Annotated in this window: 20 protein-coding genes and 1 tRNA gene; 10 read left to right on the top strand and 11 right to left on the bottom strand. The window is 71.5% G+C overall.

Annotated elements, in window-relative coordinates:
- Positions 1 to 18: 18 nt before the first annotated feature.
- Positions 19 to 1,272, top strand: a complete 1,254-nt coding sequence (locus IE277_RS31565; RefSeq protein WP_189957120.1) for a styrene monooxygenase/indole monooxygenase family protein — start codon at positions 19 to 21, stop codon at positions 1,270 to 1,272.
- Here the strand turns inward: IE277_RS31565 and IE277_RS31560 are convergent.
- The 4 genes from IE277_RS31560 to IE277_RS31545 form a co-directional block, all read right to left on the bottom strand.
- Positions 1,245 to 2,300 (bottom strand): C40 family peptidase, encoded by a 1,056-nt coding sequence (locus IE277_RS31560; protein ID WP_189957119.1) that lies wholly within the window; start codon positions 2,298 to 2,300, stop codon positions 1,245 to 1,247. The genes IE277_RS31565 and IE277_RS31560 overlap by 28 nt on opposite strands.
- A 101-nt stretch (positions 2,301 to 2,401) precedes the next feature.
- Complete coding sequence (locus IE277_RS31555; RefSeq protein WP_189957118.1) at positions 2,402 to 2,716, bottom strand: DUF8847 domain-containing protein; 315 nt, start codon at positions 2,714 to 2,716, stop codon at positions 2,402 to 2,404.
- Positions 2,717 to 2,720: 4 nt separating this feature from the next.
- Positions 2,721 to 3,377: a TetR/AcrR family transcriptional regulator gene (locus IE277_RS31550; RefSeq protein ID WP_189957117.1), complete on the bottom strand. Its 657-nt coding sequence runs from the start codon at positions 3,375 to 3,377 to the stop codon at positions 2,721 to 2,723.
- 83 nt (positions 3,378 to 3,460) lie between these two features.
- A complete protein-coding gene (locus tag IE277_RS31545; protein WP_189957116.1) occupies positions 3,461 to 4,399 on the bottom strand; it encodes an AurF N-oxygenase family protein in 939 nt (312 codons plus the stop codon).
- Positions 4,400 to 4,521: 122 nt separating this feature from the next.
- Here IE277_RS31545 and IE277_RS31540 point away from each other — a divergent pair, with 122 nt between their 5' ends.
- Together IE277_RS31540 and IE277_RS31535 are read left to right on the top strand one after the other, a co-directional pair.
- Positions 4,522 to 5,631, top strand: a complete 1,110-nt coding sequence (locus tag IE277_RS31540) for a ferritin-like domain-containing protein (RefSeq protein ID WP_189957115.1) — start codon at positions 4,522 to 4,524, stop codon at positions 5,629 to 5,631.
- Between the two features lie 49 nt (positions 5,632 to 5,680).
- Positions 5,681 to 6,514 (top strand): hypothetical protein, encoded by an 834-nt coding sequence (locus IE277_RS31535; RefSeq protein WP_308433438.1) that lies wholly within the window; start codon positions 5,681 to 5,683, stop codon positions 6,512 to 6,514.
- Here the strand turns inward: IE277_RS31535 and IE277_RS31530 are convergent.
- The 5 genes from IE277_RS31530 to IE277_RS31510 form a co-directional block, all read right to left on the bottom strand.
- On the bottom strand, positions 6,498 to 6,995 hold the full coding sequence (locus tag IE277_RS31530) for a DUF3291 domain-containing protein (protein ID WP_189957113.1): 498 nt from the start codon (positions 6,993 to 6,995) through the stop codon (positions 6,498 to 6,500). The two genes, IE277_RS31535 and IE277_RS31530, sit on opposite strands and share 17 nt — an antisense overlap.
- A gap of 44 nt (positions 6,996 to 7,039) precedes the next feature.
- Complete coding sequence (locus tag IE277_RS31525; protein WP_189957139.1) at positions 7,040 to 8,497, bottom strand: penicillin-binding transpeptidase domain-containing protein; 1,458 nt, start codon at positions 8,495 to 8,497, stop codon at positions 7,040 to 7,042.
- Between the two features lie 23 nt (positions 8,498 to 8,520).
- The gene (locus tag IE277_RS31520; RefSeq protein ID WP_189957112.1) at positions 8,521 to 9,882 is read right to left on the bottom strand and encodes an FtsW/RodA/SpoVE family cell cycle protein; all 1,362 of its coding nucleotides are present in this window, start codon (positions 9,880 to 9,882) and stop codon (positions 8,521 to 8,523) included.
- A gap of 119 nt (positions 9,883 to 10,001) precedes the next feature.
- Complete coding sequence (locus tag IE277_RS31515; protein WP_189957111.1) at positions 10,002 to 11,252, bottom strand: ATP-binding protein; 1,251 nt, start codon at positions 11,250 to 11,252, stop codon at positions 10,002 to 10,004.
- Positions 11,249 to 11,995 (bottom strand): hypothetical protein, encoded by a 747-nt coding sequence (locus tag IE277_RS31510; protein ID WP_189957110.1) that lies wholly within the window; start codon positions 11,993 to 11,995, stop codon positions 11,249 to 11,251. The genes IE277_RS31515 and IE277_RS31510 overlap by 4 nt, the downstream gene beginning before the upstream one ends.
- A 206-nt stretch (positions 11,996 to 12,201) precedes the next feature.
- Here IE277_RS31510 and IE277_RS31505 point away from each other — a divergent pair, with 206 nt between their 5' ends.
- The gene (locus IE277_RS31505; protein WP_189957109.1) at positions 12,202 to 13,005 is read left to right on the top strand and encodes an NERD domain-containing protein; all 804 of its coding nucleotides are present in this window, start codon (positions 12,202 to 12,204) and stop codon (positions 13,003 to 13,005) included.
- A 74-nt stretch (positions 13,006 to 13,079) separates the two neighbouring features.
- On the opposite strand, the gene ligD is transcribed toward IE277_RS31505, so the two are convergent.
- Positions 13,080 to 13,961, bottom strand: a complete 882-nt coding sequence (ligD, locus tag IE277_RS31500) for a non-homologous end-joining DNA ligase (RefSeq protein WP_189957108.1) — start codon at positions 13,959 to 13,961, stop codon at positions 13,080 to 13,082.
- 72 nt (positions 13,962 to 14,033) lie between these two features.
- On the opposite strand from ligD, the gene ku reads away from it, so the two are divergent.
- Positions 14,034 to 15,032, top strand: coding sequence for a non-homologous end joining protein Ku (ku, locus tag IE277_RS31495; RefSeq protein ID WP_444544849.1), 999 nt, complete (start codon positions 14,034 to 14,036; stop codon positions 15,030 to 15,032).
- A 303-nt stretch (positions 15,033 to 15,335) separates the two neighbouring features.
- Here the strand turns inward: ku and IE277_RS31490 are convergent.
- Positions 15,336 to 15,407, bottom strand: a tRNA-Arg gene (locus tag IE277_RS31490).
- A 151-nt stretch (positions 15,408 to 15,558) separates the two neighbouring features.
- On the opposite strand from IE277_RS31490, the gene IE277_RS31485 reads away from it, so the two are divergent.
- From IE277_RS31485 to thrC, 5 genes are all read left to right on the top strand, one after another.
- A complete protein-coding gene (locus IE277_RS31485) occupies positions 15,559 to 16,125 on the top strand; it encodes a response regulator (protein WP_189957138.1) in 567 nt (188 codons plus the stop codon).
- A 162-nt stretch (positions 16,126 to 16,287) separates the two neighbouring features.
- On the top strand, positions 16,288 to 17,325 hold the full coding sequence (gene nrtL, locus IE277_RS31480; RefSeq protein ID WP_189957106.1) for an ArgS-related anticodon-binding protein NrtL: 1,038 nt from the start codon (positions 16,288 to 16,290) through the stop codon (positions 17,323 to 17,325).
- A gap of 54 nt (positions 17,326 to 17,379) precedes the next feature.
- Positions 17,380 to 18,771, top strand: coding sequence for a diaminopimelate decarboxylase (gene lysA / locus IE277_RS31475; RefSeq protein WP_189957105.1), 1,392 nt, complete (start codon positions 17,380 to 17,382; stop codon positions 18,769 to 18,771).
- Between the two features lie 168 nt (positions 18,772 to 18,939).
- A complete protein-coding gene (locus tag IE277_RS31470; RefSeq protein WP_189957104.1) occupies positions 18,940 to 20,232 on the top strand; it encodes a homoserine dehydrogenase in 1,293 nt (430 codons plus the stop codon).
- Positions 20,233 to 20,238: 6 nt separating this feature from the next.
- A complete protein-coding gene (gene thrC, locus IE277_RS31465) occupies positions 20,239 to 21,297 on the top strand; it encodes a threonine synthase (protein WP_189957103.1) in 1,059 nt (352 codons plus the stop codon).
- Positions 21,298 to 21,344: the final 47 nt, after the last annotated feature.

The raw sequence follows: 21,344 nt of genomic DNA, 5'->3' as shown, positions 1-21,344 counted from the left end.
GTTAGGAGCACCACCCGCATGCGGAAGATACTCGTCGTAGGCGCCGGCCAGTCCGGCCTCCAGCTCGCCCTCGGCCTCCAGTCGCACGGCTACGAGGTCACCCTGATGTCGAACCGGACCGCGGACGAGATCCGCACCGGCCGTGTCATGTCGACGCAGTGCATGTTCCACACGGCACTGCGGCACGAGCGCGATCTCCAGCTGAACTTCTGGGAGTCCCAGGCCCCGAAGATCGAAGGACTCGGCGCCTCGGTCGCCGCCCCCGGCTCCTGGGGCGAGGGCCCCGCGGCCCGCGCGATCGACTGGGTGGGCAGGCTCGACGGGTACGCGCAGTCGGTCGACCAGCGGGTGAAGATGGCCGGCTGGATGGAGACCTTCGCCCAGCGCGGCGGCCAGCTGGTCATCCACGGCGCGGCGGTCGGCGACCTCGACTACTTCTCCCGCGCCTACGACCTGGTGCTGGTCTCGGCGGGCAAGGGCGAGCTGGTCCAGATGTTCGGCCGGGACGCCGCCCGGTCCCCCTACGCCGAGCCGCAGCGCGCCCTCGCCGTGGCCTATGTGCACGGCCTCGGCCCGCGCCCGGAACACCCCGAGTTCGACGCGGTCCGCTGCAACCTGGTCCCCGGCGTCGGCGAGCTGTTCGTCATGCCGACGTTCACCACCTCCGGCCGCGCCGACATCCTGTTCTGGGAGGGCATACCCGGCGGCCCGCTGGACGTCTTCAAGGGCGTCAAGGACCCGGCGGAGCACCTCTCCCTGACCCTGGAACTCATGGAGCGGTTCACGCCCTGGGAGTACGCGCGGGCCACGAAGGTCGAACTGACCGACGCGGGCGGCACCCTGTCCGGCCGCTACGCCCCGACCGTCCGCAACCCGATCGGGCGCCTGCCCGGCGGCGGCCTGGTCCTCGGCGTCGCGGACGTCGTCGTCGCGAACGACCCGATCACCGGCCAGGGCTCCAACTCGGCCGCCAAGTGCGCCGCTTCCTACCTCGCCGCCATCCTCGAACACGGGGAGAAGGAGTTCGACGAGACCTGGATGCGGCAGACCTTCGACCGCTACTGGGAGACCGCCCAGCACGTCACCAAGTGGACGAACGCGATGCTGGCGCCCCCGCCGGAGCACATCCTGAACCTGATCGGCGCGGCGGGCACGCTCCAGCCGGTCGCCGACCGCTTCGCCAACGGCTTCGACGACCCGGCCGACTTCGAGAACTTCTTCTACGACCCCGAGAAGACCGGGGCCTATCTGGCCTCGGTCTCCGGGGCCTGATCCGGACGTACGGCACCGAGCACCGGATTGGACGCCAGCGGGGAGACCTGCACCGTCTCGCCCGTCCTCGGCGCCTGTACGACCTTGCCGTCGCCCACATACATCGCCACATGGGTGGCCTCGGGGAAGTAGATGACCAGGTCACCGGGGCGCAGCTCGGCGAGCGGGATCCGTCTCAGCTGCCGCCACTGCTCCTGGCTGGTGCGGGGGATGGCGGCGCCCGCGTGGCTCCAGGCCTGTGAGGTGAGGCCCGAGCAGTCGTACGCCTCGGGGCCCTGCGCGCCCCACGCGTAGGGCTTGCCGAGCTGGCCCATGGCGTAGCGGACCGCACGGTCGCCCTCGGGGGAGGCGGGGCGGTCCGTGGGCAGGGCGCCGGAGGTGGTGAGCCGCTGCTGGGCCGCGGTGACGCCCTGCTGTTCCAGGGCGGCGATCGCGGCGACCTGGGCCGGGGTGAGGGAGGCCAGCAGGCGTTCCACGCCGGCCAGCCTGGTCCGGACGTCGTCGCGCTGCTTCTTCTGCCGGCCGGCGAGGCCGAGCTGGGTGTCCAGCGCCGTGCGGGCGGCCCGGGTCAGGGCGTCCTTCTGCTGCTCCGCCGCGGTCAGCCGGTGCACCGTCCGGGCCTGCTCGCGCGCCAGCTCGCCGATGACATGGCTCTCGTCCAGCGCGTGCTGCGGGTCGGGGGCGAGCAGCACCCGGACGTACGGGCCGAGGCTGTCGCCGGCGCTGCTCTGGTACTGCCGCCGGACCAGCCGGCCGGCGTCGGCCCGGCTGTCCTGCAGGGCGACGCGGGCCCGCGCCAGTTCGCCGTCGAGCCGGTCCACCTCGGCGCGCTGCCGCTTCAGCTTCTCCGCGGTGGCGTTGTACGTCTCGGTGGCCTGTTCGGTCTGCCGGTACAGCCGCTGAAGGTCCGTCAGCAGCTGGGGCACGGGCCGCTGCGGGTCCGGTGCGGCCACGGCCGGTGCGGGCGCGAGGACGGCCTGGGCCGCCAGCGCGGCCGTACAGGCCAGGCGCGGAAGCATTCCTGACACGTCATCACCTCGGTGCGGGAAGGAGAGCGGGCTGTTCGCCTCCTATGGCACCGCGATAATCAGATGTAATCCGTGCGGAACGCGCGCCTGGCGTACGTCTGTCACCCGTTCGCCTCGTCCGGCTTGCCGGATCGCTGGGCGGAGGGTGGGGCGGCCGGCTTCGACCAGGGCCATCTGAGCCGCCCGCCGGAGGTGTCGTCCGGGTCGTACGCGTACTTCCACCCCTGGATCAGACCCAGCCGCCTGCTGTGCCCGCGCGGCACCCGCCGGTAGACGAGCACGGTGGGCGGCCCGCCCTCCGGGTCCGGCACGGGGATGCGGTACGTCTTCGGCGGATGCCCGGTGGCCCCGACCATGACCGGCAGCACCCGCCCGTCCATGGGTCCGCCCTCGAAGGGGGTGTCCTGACTCTTCACCGCTTCAGTCTCGGCCATCCCCGGCGAGCGCGCCGACGACGGCGGCCGTCTGCGGGTCCCGGGACGCGGTGACGGTGAGGACGGCCACGAACTGCTCGACCAGCCAGTCGCGCAGTTCCTCCACCGGGGGCTGTTTGTCCTCGTCCAGCCAGATCAGGGAGGCCGCCTCGACGGCCGTGATCCAGGTCCGCACGGTCATCCGCAGCCGTGGGCCGGGGCCGCTGACGCCGAGGTGGCGGTAGATGTGCTCGGCGGCGGCCCGGCGGACCCCGTCCACTATGGCCGTCGTACGCGAGGTCTCCACCACGCTGCCGCCCTGCAGCAGGGCGCTGAAGCCGGTGTCGTGCTCGTCGACGAAGCCCAGATAGCGGTCCAGGGCGCGGGACAGCCGGGGCAGCAGGGGGCCCTGGAGGGGCTCGTCGAAGCAGTGCCGGAGCTCCTCGGCGGCGGAGCGCAGCGCGGCCTCGTACAGCTGCTGCTTGCCGCCCGGGAAGTACCGGTACACCAGGGGGCGCGAAACCCCGGCCGCCTCCGCCACATCGTCCAGCGACACGTCCTCGGGGGCACGGTGCGCGAAGAGAGTGAGCGCGGCGTCGAGCAGCTGGCTGCGCCGCTCCTCGACGCTCAGTCGACGGTAGGCAGGGGTGGCGGACGGGGTCATATGCGGAAGCCTAGCCGCCGTCCACCGCCAGGAGGGCGGGCGGCTTTCGGCCCGTTGTGGCTTGTCGCGCCCCGCCGCGTGGCTCAGGCCAGCAGGCCCGATGACCTCCACAGCCGCCTTCCGACGCCCCGCAGCACACCGATGTCGTCCAGGAAGTCCGTCAGGCGCTTCGCACCCGTCTGCATGACCTCCCGGCGGTGGGCGCTCGCCTTCACCTGGGCCAGGGCCTCCCGCTGGTCGAGGCCGACGTTCGTGTAGACGTCGGGATTCACGAACGCGATCGAGAAGACCCGGGCGAACTCGCCCGAGGTGACCCGGGTGAACTCCTGGGACCACCTCGGGGCCGTCAGCATCTGGCGGCGCAGTTCCTCGCGGGCGTAGCGGACATGGCGGGCCTCCTCGACCACGTGGATGCGCGTGACGCCACGGATCAGCGGCTGGACCCGCTCGTCCGGGAACGTCAGCCGCTGCATCCAGTCCAGGACCTCCTCGCCGAGCAGGGTGGCGGTGAAGGAGCCGGGTGTGGTGGAGATCGTCTTGAACACGCGGCCGAGGTTCTGGTGGGTCCTGCTGACCGGGTACCAGGGTGTGCCGCCGTGCGAGATCAGCCGGGCGAACATCTTGGAGTGCCGGCACTCGTCCTCGATCTCGGTGAGCGCGTAGCGGACGTGCGCGCTGGTCGCCGCCTTGTCGTAGATGTGCCGGACCAGCAGCTGCATCAGGATCAGCTCGAACCAGATGCCGAGCGAGGCCAGCGCCGCCGCCTCGTGCTGGGACAGCCGGATGCGCTGCTCCTCGCTCATCCGCTTCCACAGCGGCGTGCCGTAGAGCGAGACCAGCTCCGGCGGCCAGAACCACTTGCCCTCCTCGAAGGGCGCGTCCCAGTCCAGTTCCCTGTCGGGGTCGAAGGAGTGCTTGGCGGAGGAGGCGAGCAGCCGCTGCGCCACCTGTTCCCGGTCCTTGAGCAGGCCGAGCGCGTCGCGCAGTCCGTCGAGCGCGTCCGCTTCCGTCAGGCTCGTCATGGCTCCCTCACCTCGTTACCCGGGGGTATATCGTTCCCCCTTATGAGACTGCCTGTCAGCAAGGTCGTCAATCCCTTGCACATGACTTGTTGACCGCGCGTCTACGTGTGAGCCTGCGTGGTATGCCGACCCATGACCTGTACGCCAATGAGCCGGGAGCGTCCCCCTGGCAGGTTCCCGCGACCGGCGCGGCCCGGTTCAGCTGGGAGTACGACGACGGCCGCGACCGGCTGCTCGCCCTGTACCAGAAGGGCAAGGACAAACAGTGGGACGGGCAGCAGCGCATCGACTGGGACCTGGAGGTCGACCCGCACGACGCGCTCGGCACGCCCGACGAGTCGATGACCCTCTACGGCACCCGGTACTGGGACAAGCTCACCGACAAGGACAAGGGGGAACTGCGTCTGCACTACGCCTCCTGGCAGTTCAGCCAGTTCCTGCACGGTGAGCAGGGCGCCATGATCTGCGCGGCGCGGATCGTGGAGTCGGTGCCCGACCTGGACGCCAAGTTCTACTCCGCGACCCAGACGATGGACGAGGCCCGGCACGCCGAGATCTACGGCCGGTTCCTGCACGAGAAGATCGGGCTCGTCTATCCGGTCAACGACAATCTGCAGTCGCTGCTCGGCGACACCCTGCGCGACACCCGCTGGGACATGCCCTACCTGGGCATGCAGGTCCTCATCGAGGGGCTGGCGCTGGCCGCCTTCGGGATGATCCGGGACACCACGGACAAGCCGCTGCCCCAGCAGATCCTCACCTACGTCATGCAGGACGAGGCCCGGCACGTGGCCTTCGGCCGGCTGGCGCTGCGCGACTACTACAAGCAGCTCACCGACGCCGAACTGCGTGAGCGCGAGGAGTTCGTCATCGAGGGCTGCTATCTGATGCGCGACCGGCTGCGCGGTGTCGAGGTGCTGGAGAACTTCGGCATACCCAGGGCCGAGGCGGAGGTGTTCAGCGAGCGCTCGGAGTTTCTCCAGCTGTTCCGCAAACTGCTGTTCAGCCGGATCGTGCCCTGTGTGAAGGACATCGGGCTGTGGGGCAAGCGGCTCCAGCAGGCCTATGCGGACATGGGGGTGTTCGAGCTGGGCGACGCCAATCTGGACCTGCTCATGACCCAGGACGAGGAACTGGCCGAGCAGTTGGACGCACGGCGCTTCGCCGCCGAGGAGCGGGACCGGATCGCGGAGGTGCGCGAGACGATCGAGTCGGGGGCGGCGGAGAGCTGAGACGGTGGGCGGGCCGTTCACCGGAGTGCAGTAGATTCCGGTCGTGTCCATGCCTCCGCCACCGCAGCAGCCGTATCCGAACGGTCCCCAGCAGCAGCCGCCGTACCCGTACGGCCAGCAGCCCCCGCAGCCCGCCCCCGGCCCCTACGGATCCCCGTACGCTCCGCAGCCGTACCCGTCGGGGCAGCCCTACCCGCCCCAGCCGTACGGCCAGCAGCCGAACCCCTGGGGTGCGCCGCCCCTGGCCCCGCTCCCCAGGAAGCGGCGGGTCGGGCTGATCATCGGGATCGTGGCCGGCGCCGTCGTGGCGGTCGTCGTGGTGCTGGCCGTGATCGGGATGGCGGTCGGGGGCGGCTTCCCCGAGGCGAAGAACAAGCTCACCCTGCCGAGGACCCTCCTGGACGGGAAGTACCAGCTCGCCCAGGACCTCTCCGACACCGAGGGCAAGAAGATCGAGAACGAGGCCGACGGGGCCTGGGACGCCAAGGACCTCCACGGTGTGGTCGGTTCCTATGACGTCGGCGGCGACGCGACCAAGGGCACTCTGGTGATCTCGGGCATGTACGGCCGGTTCAAGAACGCCGACGCGTCCCGCAAGAACATGATGAAGGGTGCCGCCGAGGGCGCGAACGCCACGGTCGCCGTCCCCGCGAAGGACTTCGACCTGAGCGGTGTGACCATCACGTGCGAGGTGGTCGTCCAGGCGCAGATGGGCACGAAGATCACGGTGCCCATGTGCGCCTGGGCCGACGGCAACACGGGCGCCACGGTCGCCACCGTGGACACCCCGCTCGCCTCGAAGAGCCCCTCGGACATCGACCTGGAGGCGCTCGCGAAGCAGACCCTCCAGGTCAGGTCCGAGGCGGTCAAGCCGATCGGCTGACCGCACCCGCCTCCTCGGGCGTTCCCGGCGCCGGGAACGACGTCCGCAGCGTGAAGGCGTACGGCGTCGCGCCGTGCGCCCGCAGACGCAGCAGCCGGTCCTCCGCCTCGGCCACCGTCGGGCGGTGGCCGGCCGGCACCCACCACAGCGCGGTCACCGCCTCGTCGAGCTTCTCGAACCAGTCCCTGCGTCGGGCCAGCAACTCCCGGTGCAGGCCCTGGTACATGAAGGCCGTGAGTGCGGGCAGATCCCGCCAGGTCGACATGTTGATGATGAGCCACTCGTCACCGAGTACGGGGATGTCGGTGGCGTTCCCGGTGTCGCTCTTGAGCCGCCAGACGAAGCCGTCGGAGGCGTCCGCGACCGCGTTGACCGGGTCGAGCCCGTCGACGAAGTCCTTCAACTCGGGTGATTCCAGAGGGAACTTGAGGCGGGCGATGTTCACTTCGGCGAGTTCGTACGCCGCTGCCGTATCCGTCATGACCGAACGGTAGGTCGGCCCGCCGGGTGCCGGTACCCCCCGTCTCATCTGCCGAGAACCGCCCGCATCACGCCCCGCGCGATCGGCGCCGCGTCCCCGCCGCCGCTGATCTCGCCCCGGTTCGCCGAGGCGTCCTCCACCACCACCGCGACCGCCACCTCGGGCTGCGGCGAGTCGTCGCCCTGCGCCCAGGAGACGAACCAGGCGTACGGCACACCGGAGTTGCCGACCCCGTGCTGCGCGGTGCCGGTCTTGCCGCCGACCAGCGCGCCGGGGATGGCCGCGCGCCTGCCGGTGCCCTCCTGGACCACGCCCGTCATCAGCTCCTTCAGCCGTACCGCCGTCGAGGGGGCCATCACCTGCCGCAGCGGATGCGCCCCGCTCCCGGCGAGCGTCTCACCGCCCGGCCGGCTCGTCCGCTCCACCAGGTACGGGGTGCGCAGCTGCCCGCCGTCCGCGACGGCCGCCGCCACCATCGCCATCTGCAGCGGCGTGGCCCGCGTGTTGTACTGCCCGATCGACGACAGCGCCAGCTGCGCCCGGTCCACATGGGTGTCGAAGGTGCTGGGCGCGACCGCGAAGGGGATGCGCAGCCGGGCGTCGTCGAACCCGAAGGCGGTCGCCGTGGCCGCCATGTCCTTCGCCCCGACGTCCACGCCGAGCTTGGCGAACACCGTGTTGCAGGACCACTCGAACGCCGACCGCAGCGAGGCGTCCTCGCAGCTGTCGCCCTCGTTGGTCAGCCAGGTCGTGGTGCCGGGCAGCCGATAGGGGTCGGGGGAGTCGGTCTGCGCGTCCAGGTCGGTGACCACACCCGCGTCGAGCGCCGCCGCCGCGGTGACCACCTTGAACGTCGACCCCGGCGGATAGGTCTGCCGTACCGCCCGGTTGAGCATCGGCTTCTCCGGGTCGTGGTTGAGCCGCGCCCACGCCGAGGCCGCCGCCTCGCCGTTGCCGGACAGCTGCCCGGGGTCGTACGAGGGACTCGACACCAGCGCCAGGATCCGGCCGGTCGCCGGCTCGATCGCGGCCACCGCGCCCTTGCGCCCGGCCAGCCCCTGGTACGCCGCCTGCTGCGCGTTCCGGTTCAGCGTCGTGACGACGTTTCCGACCCGGCCGGGCGCGCGCGTCACACCGCTCCACAGCGGCAGCGGCGACAGCATCGGATCCGTGCCGGAGAGCACCCCGTCCCCGGCGTGCTCCAGGAACGTCGTGCCGTACGACTGCGAGGCGAAGCCGGTGACCGGGGCGTACAACGGGCCGTCCTTGTAGCCGCGTTCGTAGCGCAGCTGCTCGCCGGTGTCCACGGAACCGGTGACCGGCTCGTCGCCGACCAGGATGTCGCCGCGCGGCTGGCCGTACCGGGCGATCGCGGCGCGCCGGTTGGCCGGATTGCCGTCGTAGACCCCGGACCGCACCACCTGCACGCGGGCCGCGTTGACCAGCAGCGCCGCCAGCAGCAGCGCGCAGAACGCCGAGGCGTGCCGGATGTAGCGGGCCATCGGCCGCCCGCCGCCGTAGTCGCTCACGGTGCCTCCGTCCCGTCGTACCGGCTGCGCGCCGAGTCGCTCACCCGGATCAGCAGCGCCACGATCGCCCAGTTGGTGACCACCGAGGAGCCGCCCTGGGCGAGGAACGGCATCGCCATGCCGGTCAGCGGGATCAGCCCGGTGACCCCGCCCGCGATCACGAACACCTGCAGGGCCAGGAGCGAGGCGAGCCCGACCGCGAGCAGCCGGCCGAAGGGCTCGCGCAGGGCGCGCCCGGTCCGGTAGCCGCGCTCGACCAGCAGCGCGTACAGCAGGAAGATCGCCGCCAGCCCCGCGAGCCCGAGTTCCTCGCCCGCCGTGGCCAGGATGAAGTCCGACTTGGCGGCGAAGCCGATGAGGATGGAGTGCCCGAGCCCGAGCCCGGTGCCGAGCACGCCGCCCGCCGCGAACGCGAACAGTGACTGCGAGAGCTGGTTGGGGCCCCGGCCCGCGTCGATGGTGGCGAAGGGACGCAGCCAGTCCTGGATCCGCTGGTTCACATGCGGCTCCAGCCGTCCCACGGCCACCGCGCCGAGCACGGCGAGCACCAGCCCCACCGCGATCCAGCCGGTGCGCCCGGTGGCGACGTACAGCAGCACCACGAACAGCCCGAAGAACAGCAGCGAGGTGCCCAGGTCCCGCTCCAGGACCAGCACCCCGACGCTCAGCAGCCAGATGGTCACGATCGGGCCCAGCACCCGCCCGGTCGGGAACTGCAGGAACCACAGCCTGCGGCCCGTGTACGCGAGCGCGTTGCGGTTGGCGGCCAGATAGGCGGCGAAGAACACCGCGAGCAGCACCTTCGCGAACTCGCCCGGCTGGATGGAGAATCCGGCGAGCCGCAGCCAGATACGGGCGCCGTTGACCGCCGGGAACAGGATCGGCAGCGCGAGCAGTCCGAGCGCGGAGGTCACCCACACATAGGAGTACCGCTGCAGGACCCGGTGGTCGCGCAGCACCAGCACCACGGCGATGAACAGCCCGACCCCGAGCGTGGACCACACGAGCTGGGCCGGGGCCGCCTGGTCGTTCGGGGTCTCCAGGTCCAGCCGGTAGATCAGCACCAGCCCGAGCCCGTTGAGCAGCACGGCGATCGGCAGGAACAGCGGGTCGGCGTACGGCGCCCGGATGCGCACCGCGATATGCGCGCACAGCGCGAGCACGCCGAGTCCGGCGCCGTAGCCCGCGGCGCCGGGCGGGACGGTGCCGGTGCGGGCCAGACCCACCGCGCAGTACCCGTACACGGACAGCAGCACGGCCAGCACGATCAGGGCGAGTTCCATGCCACGGCGCCGGGGCAGGCGACCGGCGGGAGCACGGGCCTGCGCCGCCGCCACGGTGGTTCCGGCCTTGGTCATGCCCGGAACCTACCCAAATAGGGCGCCTTGTGCGCGGGGCCCGGCACCAGCGTGGCGCGGGCCCGAGACTGCCGGTGCAGCGCGCCGGGCCGACCGGGACGGCCCACGGCCCCCGGGCGCTACCGCCGCTCCACCACCGGCAGGACCAGCGTGGCCACGGCCCCGCCGTCGATCGCGTTGGCGAAGAACAGCCTGGCCCCCAGCACCTCCGCCTGCCCGAGCGCGATGGTCAGCCCAAGGCCGTGCCCGGTCGCCCCGCCCTCCGTCCGGAACCGCTGCGGCCCATGGGCCACCAGATACTGCGGATAGCCGCCGCCGTGATCCCGTACGGTCACCACGGCGCCGTTGACCGTCAGCACCACCGGAGGGCCCCCGTGCTTGTGCGCGTTGGCCACCAGATTCCCCAGCACCCGCTCCAGCCGGCGCCGGTCGGTCTCCACCCGCGTGTCGGAGAGCACGCGTACCTCCGTGTCGGTGCCCGAGGCCCGCACCACCCGCCGGGCCAGCGCCCCCAGCTCCTCGGTGTCCACCTCCAGCTTCTCCCGGCCGGTGTCCAGCCGGGAGATCTCCAGCAGATCCTCGGTGAGGGTGCGCAGCGCCGCCACCCGGTCCCGCACGAGCTCCGTGGGCCGGCCCGGCGGCAGCAACTCCGCCGCCGCGTGCAGCCCGGTCAGCGGCGTGCGCAGCTCGTGCGCCACGTCCGCGGTGAACCGCTGCTCGCTGAGCAGCTTGCTCTGCAGGGTCGACGCCATGATGTCCAGGGCCGCCGCCACCGCGGCCACCTCGTCCTGCGGCCGGGACGCGTCCTTCGTACGGGGGTCGTCGACGCGTGCGTCCAGGTCACCGCCGCTGATCCGCCGGGCCACCCGCGCCGTGGTGTGCAGCCGGCGGGTCACCCGGGTCACCCCGAACACACCGACCAGCACGGTCGCCCCGATCGCGAGCCCGGAGGACCACAGGATCGATTTGTCGAGTCCGGCGATGGTGCGGGCCTGCTGCGAGTAGTCGACCGCCACGGCCAGCGCCCGGTGCCCGGCCGCGGGCCCCGCCGCCCACATCGTCGGCCGCCCCTGGTACGAGGAGACCATCGTGCCGCGCTCACCGGCCGCCGCCAGCGCCCGCAGCGGCGCGGGCAGCCCCGTGAGGTCCACTCCCGCGCTCGGCAGCAGCGTGTCCCCGGCCTCGTACGCCTCGGTGGCGTCCGCGAGGCGGGACAGCGCCAGATCACGGGCCTGGCCGACCGTCTGGTTCGTCACCGAGACATGCACCAGGACGCCGAGCAGCGCGGCCAGCGCACAGCACATCACCGTGATGAACGTGGCCGCCCGCACGGCGAGCGGCCCGGCCCACCGCGGGAGCGTGACCCTCATCGCGCGCTCGCCGAGGGGGGAGCGGAGGGCGTGGCGGACGGGCTCGGCGAGGGCTTGGCCGAGTGCCGGCCGGCACCGGTGTGCAGATACTCGTCGCGGGAGAACACCATCGCGCGCTGCCCCGGATCCCACACCCACGTCGTCCGGTACTCATAGCCGGAGATGTCGGCCGGCGAGCGCTCGATCAGCGACCGGCCGGCCAGCTCCACGCCGAGGATCGCGTCGTTGTCGGCCAGCACCTGCACCAGTTTGTGCTTCTCGACCGTGTAGACCCGTACGGCCGTCTGATTGGTCGGATAGAGCCGGAAGCCGAGCGTCATATCGTCCCGGCCGTCACCCGTGAGATCCCGGTAGTACGGCGTCAGCAGCGGGCAGCGGACCTCGTCGCCACCGGACCGGCAGTCCTTGATCCGGTCCACGGTCGCGTGATACGCCCCCTTCGAGCCGTAGTCGTCGGGATGCGCCTTGATCTCGGCCTCGACCACGTCCACCGGGTCCACCTCGTGGATGTCGTCGCGGGGGACCGTGATCCCCTTGACGATCTCCCTGTGCGCCACGTCGTACGGGTAGGCGGGGCTGGACGCCGGGCGCAGATCGGGCCAGAGCCTGGCGGGGCTGACGGCGGTCGGGGTCGCGCCCGCGCCCTGCAGCCCGCCGGCGTCCCCGCAGGCCGCCGCGGTCGTCGCGAGCAGGGCGACGACGGCCGAGGCGAGGGCGGTGCGCACGGTACGGCGGGCTGGCACGGTACTCCTGGAGCGTCGGGGGCGGTCGGGGCCCCGTACACCTTATGCGTAGACGAAGAATTTCGTATGTAAGTCCTTTTTGCACCCGGCCTGGCGTCCGTCCTCCCATCTGTCGGGGTGACACCGGCGCAGAGGCTACCCGGCACCGTAACCGGTCTTGCCGCGGGAGCACCCCGCCTGGTCCCATGGTCGAGGGGTGATGGCGCATGAGCGCACTGCGGGTGGTGCCGGCGGGCCGGCACGGCCGGGATCGGCTGTACGTCTGCCGGCCCGACGGAAGCAATGTCGCCTGGTACGACCGCGAGACAGGCCGCGTCAACCTGCTCGGCGAGGACAGCAGGGATGACGTACTCCACGCCCTGAAACCCTTCCTGACCGGCCCGGTGACCGTGGGCCCGCCCCCGGTCCCGACCCCCGCCGAACTCGCCCGGCTGACCCTGCACCCCGACGACGACCTGGCACCCAACCGCCCCGGCGAAGCCCTGCTCGTCGCCCTCGACCGCGACCCCGGCCCCGCCCACCGGCTGCGTCCCGACCCGCGCCGCCGCGCCCTGACCGCGGAGGAGACCGTCGGCGCGGCCCTGGACACCCTGGAGGGCGCCGGCTGCCACACCCTGCACTCCGTCCCCCTGCCCGGCGGCGACCGCATCCACCATCTGCTGCTCGGCCCCGGCGGCCTGTTCGCCGTCCACGCCCTGTACGCCCGCAAGAGCCGCGTCCTGGTCGCCGACCCCATGGTCACCGTGGGCCGCCGCGCCCCCGAGCCCCTGCTCCGCCGGCTGCGGGCCCTCACCGACCGGGCCTCCTACGCCCTGACCGCGGAGGTGCACCCGGTCCTCGCCCTGGCGGGCCCGGCCGACCTGACGGTGACCGCCCGGCCGCGCGCCGTACGGATCCTCAAGGACACGGAACTGACCGTGCTGGCCCGGCTGGGCGGGGTGCTGAAGCCGGCGGACGTGGAGGCGCTGCACGCGATGGCGAGGGACCGGAACCTGTGGGGGAGGGTGTAGGTCCGGGCTGCCGGCGTGGGTCTGTGGGTCTGTGGGTCCGTGGGTCCGTGCGGGTCCGGACGGGTGTCCGCGGGTCAGGGCAGGGGCGCCGCCGCCTGCGGATCCAGCAGCCCGGCCAGCAGATCCCCGTACCGCCGAACCCGCGGATCGATGTCCGCGGCCAGGAACTCCAGCTGGGCCGGACTGCGGCACTGCGCCACCTCCTCCCAGGTCACCGGCGCCGACACCAGCGGGGCCGGGCGGGCCCGCAGCGTGTACGGCGTGGCCGTGGTCTTGCGCGCGGCGTTCTGGCTCCAGTCGACGAACACCTTCCCCGGCCTGAGGCTCTTCGTCATCCGGTGCACCACCAGCCGCGGCAGCGCCCGCTCGGCCTCCACGGCCAGCGTCTTTGCGTACTCGCTCGCCCGTTCGGGTGAACCCCCGCGCACCGCCGCCAGCAGATGCAGCCCCTTGGAACCGGCCGTCTTCGGGTACGCCGTGATGCCGTCGCGCGCGAGCCGCTCCCGCAGCCACAGCGCCACCTCGCAGCAGTGGACGACGGTCGCGGGCGCACCGGGATCGAGATCGAAGACCAGCCGGTCGGCCTCCTCCGGCGCCTGCACCAGCCACTGATGCGTATGGAACTCGCTGACGAGGTTCGCCGCCCAGACCAGGCTCGGCAGATCCTGTACGACGACCATCCGGGCCGGCCCCTCCGACCGCGGCACCTCGGCGGTCGTGACCCACTCGGGGGTACCCGGCGGCACGTTCTTGGTGAAGAACCGCTGCCCCTGCGGGCCGTCCGGATAGCGCAGGAAGGACACGGCCCTGTCCCGCAGGTGCGGCAGCAGCACCCCGGCGCTGGTCGCGTAGTAGTGCACCAGCTCCGCCTTGGTGAAACCGGTCTCCGGATACAGCACCTTCTCCAGATTGCTGAGCGCGACCCGCCGCCCCTCCACCTCTGTGATAGGCGTCATACGATGACAATCCCAGACAGTCAGGTGAAATCGGCGGAATTGGTAAGTGGTGAGTAAGGGAAGGTGCGGCACGTGCGATCCATATGGAACGGCGCCATCTCCTTCGGCCTCGTCAGCATCCCGATCAAGCTGGTGAACGCGACCGAGAGCCACTCGATCTCCTTCCGCCAGATCCACGCCGAGGACAACGGCCGCATCCGCTACCGCAAGGTGTGCGAGCTGGAGGACCGCGAGGTCAGCCAGTCGGAGATCGGCAAGGGGTACGAGGACGCGGACGGCACGATCATCCCGATCACCGACGAGGACCTGTCCCACCTGCCCCTCCCCACGGCCCGCACGATCGAGATCGTGGCCTTCGTCCCGGCCGACCGCATCGACCCGCTCCAGATGGACGCGGCGTACTACCTGGCCGCCGGTGGCGTGCCCGCCGCCAAGCCGTACGTCCTGCTCCGCGAGGCTCTGAAGCGCAGCAACAAGGTCGCCATAGCGAAGTACGCGCTGCGCGGCCGCGAACGCCTCGGCATGCTGCGGGTGGTGGGCGACGCCATCGCCATGCACGGCCTGCTCTGGCCGGACGAGGTCCGCGCTCCCGAGGGCGTCGCCCCCGACACGGAGGTCACCGTCCGGGACAAGGAACTCGACCTCGCGGACGCCCTGATGGACACCCTCGGCGAGGTCGACCTGGACGATCTGCACGACGAGTACCGGGAGGCGCTGGAGGAGGTCATCGCCGCGAAGGCCGCCGGCGAGGCACCGCCGCAGGCGCCCGCGCCGGCCGCCGGGGGCAAGGTGCTCGACCTGATGGCGGCCCTGGAGAACAGCGTCAAGGCGGCCCGTGCCTCCCGCGAGGCGCCGCCCGGCGGCGAGGCCGAGGTCAGACGACTGCCACGCAAGAAGAAGACGGCGTCCACGTCCACGCCTGCCGCCACGCCCGAGAAGACGACGCCGAAGAAGACGACCGCGAAGAAGACGACCGCGAAGAAGACAACGGCCAAGAAGACAACGGCCAAGAAGACAGCGGCCAAGAAGACAACGGCGAAGAAGGCGACATCCCGCAAGCGGTCGGCTTGAACGCTCGCTCCTCCGGCCTGCCGGACCTGCGCGCCATCCGGACCCCGCCGGAAGGCGGCAGAGCCGACACCCTCCGGATACGCAGCACCCCCGGCTCGGTCTTCGCCCTCGTCTCCCGGGTCACCCCACAGCCCCAGGTGGACAGCGTGACCGGCACCGTCCGAGTGGAGTGGCTCACGCGCTCCTCACACACAACCAGTGAGAGACAGCAAGAAAGGGCGGGAGTCAGTGAGACTGACTCCCGCCCTTTTCTGTCGGCATCCGCCCTGGTCAGACCACTGTTTTGGGTTTCTGACCGGCGAGTGCCCCCGGCAGGATTCGAACCTGCGCACACGGCTCCGGAGGCCGTTGCTCTATCCCCTGAGCTACGGGGGCGTGTCGGCTGCGGAGCTCTTTGCTCGCGGCGACGGGTAGAACATTAGCAGGTCCGGCGGGGTGATCAGGAACCCGTTTCCCGGGGTGCGGGCGGGGTGGGGCGGGACGGGGCCGCTTCGAGGGTGGGGTAGTTCCCCTGTACGGGGTGGAAGTGGGGAAAACCCGGACGCGGTGGCCGGTCCGGACCTACTCTCGACATGTGTCAGGCGCCTCGGGCCGGGTGCTTGTTGTCGACGACAACAAGGTCATTCGGCAGCTGATCAGGGTCAATCTTGAGCTGGAAGGGCTCGAGGTGGTGACCGCGGCCGATGGTGCCGAGTGCTTGGACGTGGTGCACCAGGTCCGGCCCGATGTCGTGACGCTCGACGTCGTCATGCCCCGGCTGGACGGCCTGCGCACCGCCGCCCGGCTGCGCTCCGATCCTCGTACCCATCATCTTCCCCTCGCCATCGTCAGCGCGTGTACGCAGTACGAGGTCGACACGGGCCTCGATGTCGGCGTGGACGCCTTTCTCGCCAAGCCCTTCGAACCCGCCGAACTCGTACGGCTCGTCAAGCAACTGATCGAGCGCGGGAACGGTGACGAGGGAGAGGGCGGCGAGGGGGGCGGGGAAGGGCTTGGGGGAGAGGGAGGCCACCGAGGGGGCGGCGGCGGTGGCAGCGGTGATGGCGACGGGGTCTCCGAGGGTGTACCGGGGCGGATCTCCTCCGGCGGCTAGCAGCGGTCAGCGGCGGTTGTCGGCCGTCATCGGTCGGCAGCGGTTCGTGGTCGTAGCTCCTCCGGTGTCTCGGCGCACCGCGTTCCTCCGCGCACCTCCCGTCCCGTCCCACACTGAGAACCACCTCGCCTACCCACACCCTTCCTCCCCTACGCTTGTCCTGTGACCCCCGTCGAGCTCTCCCGCACCGTGTTGCACGCGGTGCGTTGTGCTGTCGATGACGGTGAGCTGAAGGTGACCGTGCCCGAGCGGGTCGTGGTGACCGAGCCGGGGCCCGGGGGGTGCGGGGACTACGCCACGACCATCGCCCTGCAGCTCGCCCGGCCGGCCGGGCAGCCACCGCTGCGGGTCGCGGAGATCCTGCTTCCCCGGCTCGCCGGCGCCGACGGCATCCGGGACGTCGTCATCACCGGGCCGGGCTTTCTGAACATCAGCGTCGAGGCGCCGGCCGGCCTCGTCAGCGGGCTCGTGCGGGAGATCCGGGACCGCGGTGCCGCGTACGGGCACGGTGACGCCCTCGCCGGGCAGGTCATCGCGCTGCGGGTGCCGTACGAGGTCCGGGCCGAGGTGGTCGCCGACGCCGTCGTACGGATCGTCGCGACGCAAGGGGCGCGAGGGACCGTCGAGCATGCCGAGCCCGTGAACCTGCGGCCCGTGCCCGCGCCGGAGGACCCCGCGCCGCTCGGGCCCGACGCCGCCCAGTGGGCCCTGCTCCACCCCGCTGCGCACGACCGGCCCCGGATCACCGCCGATCACCTGGCGCAGCGGGAGAGCAATCCGCTGTTCCGGGTGCGCTACGCCCACGCCCGCATCCGGTCCGTCAGCCGCAACGCCGCCCGCCTCGGCTTCACCGCCGCGCCCGGCCCTCTCCGCCTCGGCGCGGGCGACGAGGCCCGCCGTCCGGACATCGCCGCCCTCGACACCGACACGAGCGATGTCGCGCATCCTCTCCTCACCCCCCTCGCCGACCACCCCCGCATCCTCGCCGCGGCCGCCACCCACCGCGCCCCGGACCGGCTTGCCCGGCATCTCGTCACCGTCGCCGATGCCGTACTGCCTTTTCTGCCCCGCGTGCTTCCGTGCGGTGAGGAGAAACCCTCGGCCGCCCACCGCGCCCGGCTCGCCCTCGCCGAAGCCGCCGGGACGGTGCTGGCCGGCGGCCTGTCCCTGCTCGGCATCGACGCACCCGAACACCTCTGAGGAGCCTCGCCAGAGGCGCCGCGGAGAGAGACAGAGAGACTGAGAGTCACCGTCATGAGCCGTTCCGCGCACCCCGCCGGGCCCCGTCACGCCGACGTCCTGCCCGAGGGGCACTACGCCGCGCCGCCCGCCGACCTCAACACCCTCGACCCGAAGGTCTGGGCCCAGACCGTCGCCCGCGACGCCGACGGAGTCCTCACCGTCGGCGGGATCACCGCCACCCGGCTCGCCGAGGAGTACGGCACCCCGGTCTACGTCCTCGACGAGGACGACTTCCGGTCCAGGGCGCGCGCCTGGCGCACCGCCTTCGGGGCCGGCGCCGATGTCTTCTACGCCGGGAAGGCGTTCCTGTCCCGGGCCGTCGTGCGCTGGCTGCACGAGGAGGGCCTCAATCTGGATGTGTGTTCCGGCGGGGAGCTGGCCACCGCCCTGTCCGCGGGGATGCCCGCCGAGCGCATCGCCTTCCACGGCAACAACAAGTCGGTGGACGAGATCACCCGGGCCGTGGAGGCCGGCGTCGGGCGGATCGTGCTCGACTCCTTCCAGGAGATCGTGCGGGTCGCCCATGTCGCGCGGTCCCTGGGCAAGCGGCAGAAGGTCCAGATCCGGATCACCGTCGGGGTCGAGGCGCACACGCACGAGTTCATCGCCACCGCGCACGAGGACCAGAAGTTCGGGATCCCGCTCGCCGGCGGGCAGGCCGCGGAGGCCGTGCGGCGGGCCCTTCAGCTCGACGGGCTCGAACTGATCGGGATCCACTCGCACATCGGGTCGCAGATCTTCGACATGTCGGGGTTCGAGGTCGCCGCGCACCGGGTCGTCGGACTGCTCAAGGACGTCCGGGACGAGCACGGGGTCGAGCTGCCCGAGATCGACCTCGGAGGCGGCCTCGGGATCGCGTACACCAGCGACGACGATCCGCGTGAGCCGCACGAGATCGCCAAGTCGCTGACCGAGATCGTCGGCCGGGAGTGCGAGGCCGCCAGGCTGCGCACACCGCGGATCTCCGTAGAGCCCGGCCGCGCCATCGTCGGTCCGACCGCCTTCACGCTCTACGAGGTCGGCACGGTCAAGCCGCTGGAGGGACTGCGGACGTATGTGTCCGTGGACGGCGGTATGTCCGACAACATCCGGACCGCGCTCTACGACGCCGAGTACAGCGTCGCCCTCGTCTCGCGCACCAGTGACGCGGAGCCGATGCTCGCGCGTGTCGTCGGCAAGCACTGCGAGAGCGGGGACATCGTGGTCAAGGACGCGTTCCTGCCCGCCGATCTGGCGCCGGGTGATCTCGTCGCCGTACCGGCCACGGGCGCGTACTGCCGGTCCATGGCCAGCAACTACAACCATGTGCTGCGGCCGCCGGTCGTCGCCGTGAAGGACGGCGAGGCCCGGGTGATCGTCCGGCGGGAGACGGAGGAGGATCTCCTGCGTCTCGATGTCGGCTGATCCGGCTGGTCCGGCTGATTCGGCCGGGAACACCGGGGGCGGAAGATCTGCGGTCCGCCACCCCCGTACAAATGAAATAGATGTCTCACGATCCGGACGAAGGGTAGAAACTCCCGTCCGGTGAGTGAGACTGGTCCAACCGTAGACGGTAAGAGGAAACGAGGTCGGATGATGCGTACGCGTCCGCTGAAGGTGGCGCTGCTGGGCTGTGGAGTGGTCGGCTCAGAGGTGACGCGCATCATGACGACGCACGCCGACGACCTCGCGCAGCGGATCGGCGCCCCCGTGGAACTGGCCGGGGTCGCCGTACGGCGTCCGTCCAAGGTGCGCGAGGGCATCGACCCGAGCCTCGTCACCACCGACGCCACCGCCCTCGTCAAACGCGGGGACATCGACGTCGTGGTCGAGGTGATCGGCGGGATCGAGCCCGCCCGGTCCCTCATCACCACCGCCTTCGAGCACGGGGCCTCCGTCGTCTCCGCCAACAAGGCCCTCCTCGCCCAGGACGGCGCCGCGCTGCACGCCGCCGCCGAGGAGCACGGCCGGGACCTGTACTACGAGGCCGCCGTCGCCGGCGCCATCCCGCTGATCCGGCCGCTGCGCGAATCCCTCGCCGGCGACAAGGTCAACCGGGTGCTCGGCATCGTCAACGGCACCACCAACTTCATCCTCGACAAGATGGACTCCACGGGCGCCGGCTATCAGGAGGCGCTCGACGAGGCCACCGCCCTCGGGTACGCGGAGGCCGACCCGACCGCCGACGTCGAGGGCTTCGACGCCGCCGCCAAGGCCGCCATCCTCGCCGGGATCGCCTTCCACACGCGCGTGCGCCTCGACGACGTCTACCGCGAGGGCATGGCCGAGGTCACCGCCGCCGACTTCCGCTCGGCGAAGGAGATGGGCTGCACCATCAAGCTGCTCGCCATCTGTGAGCGGGCGGCGGACGGGGAGTCCGTCACCGCGCGCGTGCACCCCGCGATGATTCCGCTGACCCATCCGCTCGCCTCCGTGCGCGGCGCGTACAACGCCGTCTTCGTGGAGTCCGACGCGGCCGGGCAGCTCATGTTCTACGGCCCCGGCGCGGGCGGCGCTCCCACCGCCTCCGCCGTGCTCGGCGACCTCGTCGCCGTGTGCCGCAACCGGCTCAACGGCGCAACGGGGCCCGGTGAGTCGTCGTACGCGGCCCTGCCCGTCTCGCCCATGGGTGAGGTGGTCACGCGCTACCACATCAGCCTCGACGTCGCGGACAAACCGGGTGTTCTCGCCCAGGTCGCGACCGTGTTCGCGGAGCACGGGGTGTCGATCGATACGGTGCGTCAGCAGGGCAAGGACGGCGAGGCCTCCCTCGTCGTCGTCACCCACCGCGCGTCCGACGCCTCCCTCACCGGGACCGTCGAGGCGCTGCGCAAGCTCGACACCGTGCGGGGTGTCGCCAGCATCATGCGGGTTGAAGGAGAGTAACCAGCAATGACCCACCAGTGGCGCGGAATCATCGAGGAGTACCGGGACCGACTGCCGGTTTCCGACACCACGCCGGTCGTGACGCTCCGCGAGGGCGGCACGCCCCTCGTGCCCGCGCAGGTGCTCTCCGAGCGCACGGGCTGTGAGGTCCACCTGAAGGTGGAGGGGGCCAACCCCACCGGATCCTTCAAGGACCGGGGCATGACCATGGCCATCTCCAAGGCCAAGGAGGAGGGGGCCAAGGCGGTCATCTGCGCCTCCACCGGCAACACGTCGGCCTCCGCCGCCGCATACGGCGTGCGCGCGGGGATGGTTTCGGCCGTTCTCGTGCCGCAGGGGAAGATCGCGCTCGGCAAGATGGGCCAGGCCCTCGTGCACGGCGCGAAGATCCTCCAGGTCGACGGCAACTTCGACGACTGCCTCACGCTCGCGCGGGCGCTGAGCGAGAACTACCCGGTGGCACTGGTCAATTCGGTGAATCCGGTGCGTATCGAGGGGCAGAAGACGGCCGCCTTCGAGATCGTGGACATGCTCGGCGACGCCCCCGACATCCACGTCCTGCCGGTGGGCAACGCGGGCAACATCACCGCCTACTGGAAGGGCTACAAGGAGTACGCCGCCGACGGCATCGCCTCCAGGACGCCCCGGATGTGGGGCTTCCAGGCCTCCGGCAGCGCCCCGATCGTGCGCGGCGAGGTCGTCAAGGACCCCTCGACCATCGCCACCGCGATCCGCATCGGCAACCCGGCCTCCTGGCAGTTCGCCCTCGCCGCGCGCGACGAGTCGGGCGGTGCCATCGACGAGGTGACGGACCGTGAAATCCTGCGCGCCTACCGGTTGTTGGCCGCACAGGAGGGCGTCTTCGTGGAGCCCGCCTCCGCCGCCTCCGTGGCCGGTCTGCTGAAGGCCGCCGAGCAGGGCAAGGTGGACCCGGGGCAGCGCATCGTGTGCACGGTCACCGGCAACGGTCTGAAGGACCCCGACTGGGCCGTCGCCGGCGCCCCGCAGCCGGTCACCGTGCCGGTCGACGCGGCCGCCGCCGCGGAGCGCCTCGGGCTCGCCTGAAAGCTCGCTGGAATCCCAGGAAAACCCTGACAGGATGCACAGGGGGC

The sequence above is a fragment of the Streptomyces alanosinicus genome (assembly GCF_014650595.1).
GTDB classification, from domain to species: domain Bacteria; phylum Actinomycetota; class Actinomycetes; order Streptomycetales; family Streptomycetaceae; genus Streptomyces; species Streptomyces alanosinicus.
This window is presented reverse-complemented; position numbering and strand designations above follow the sequence as displayed.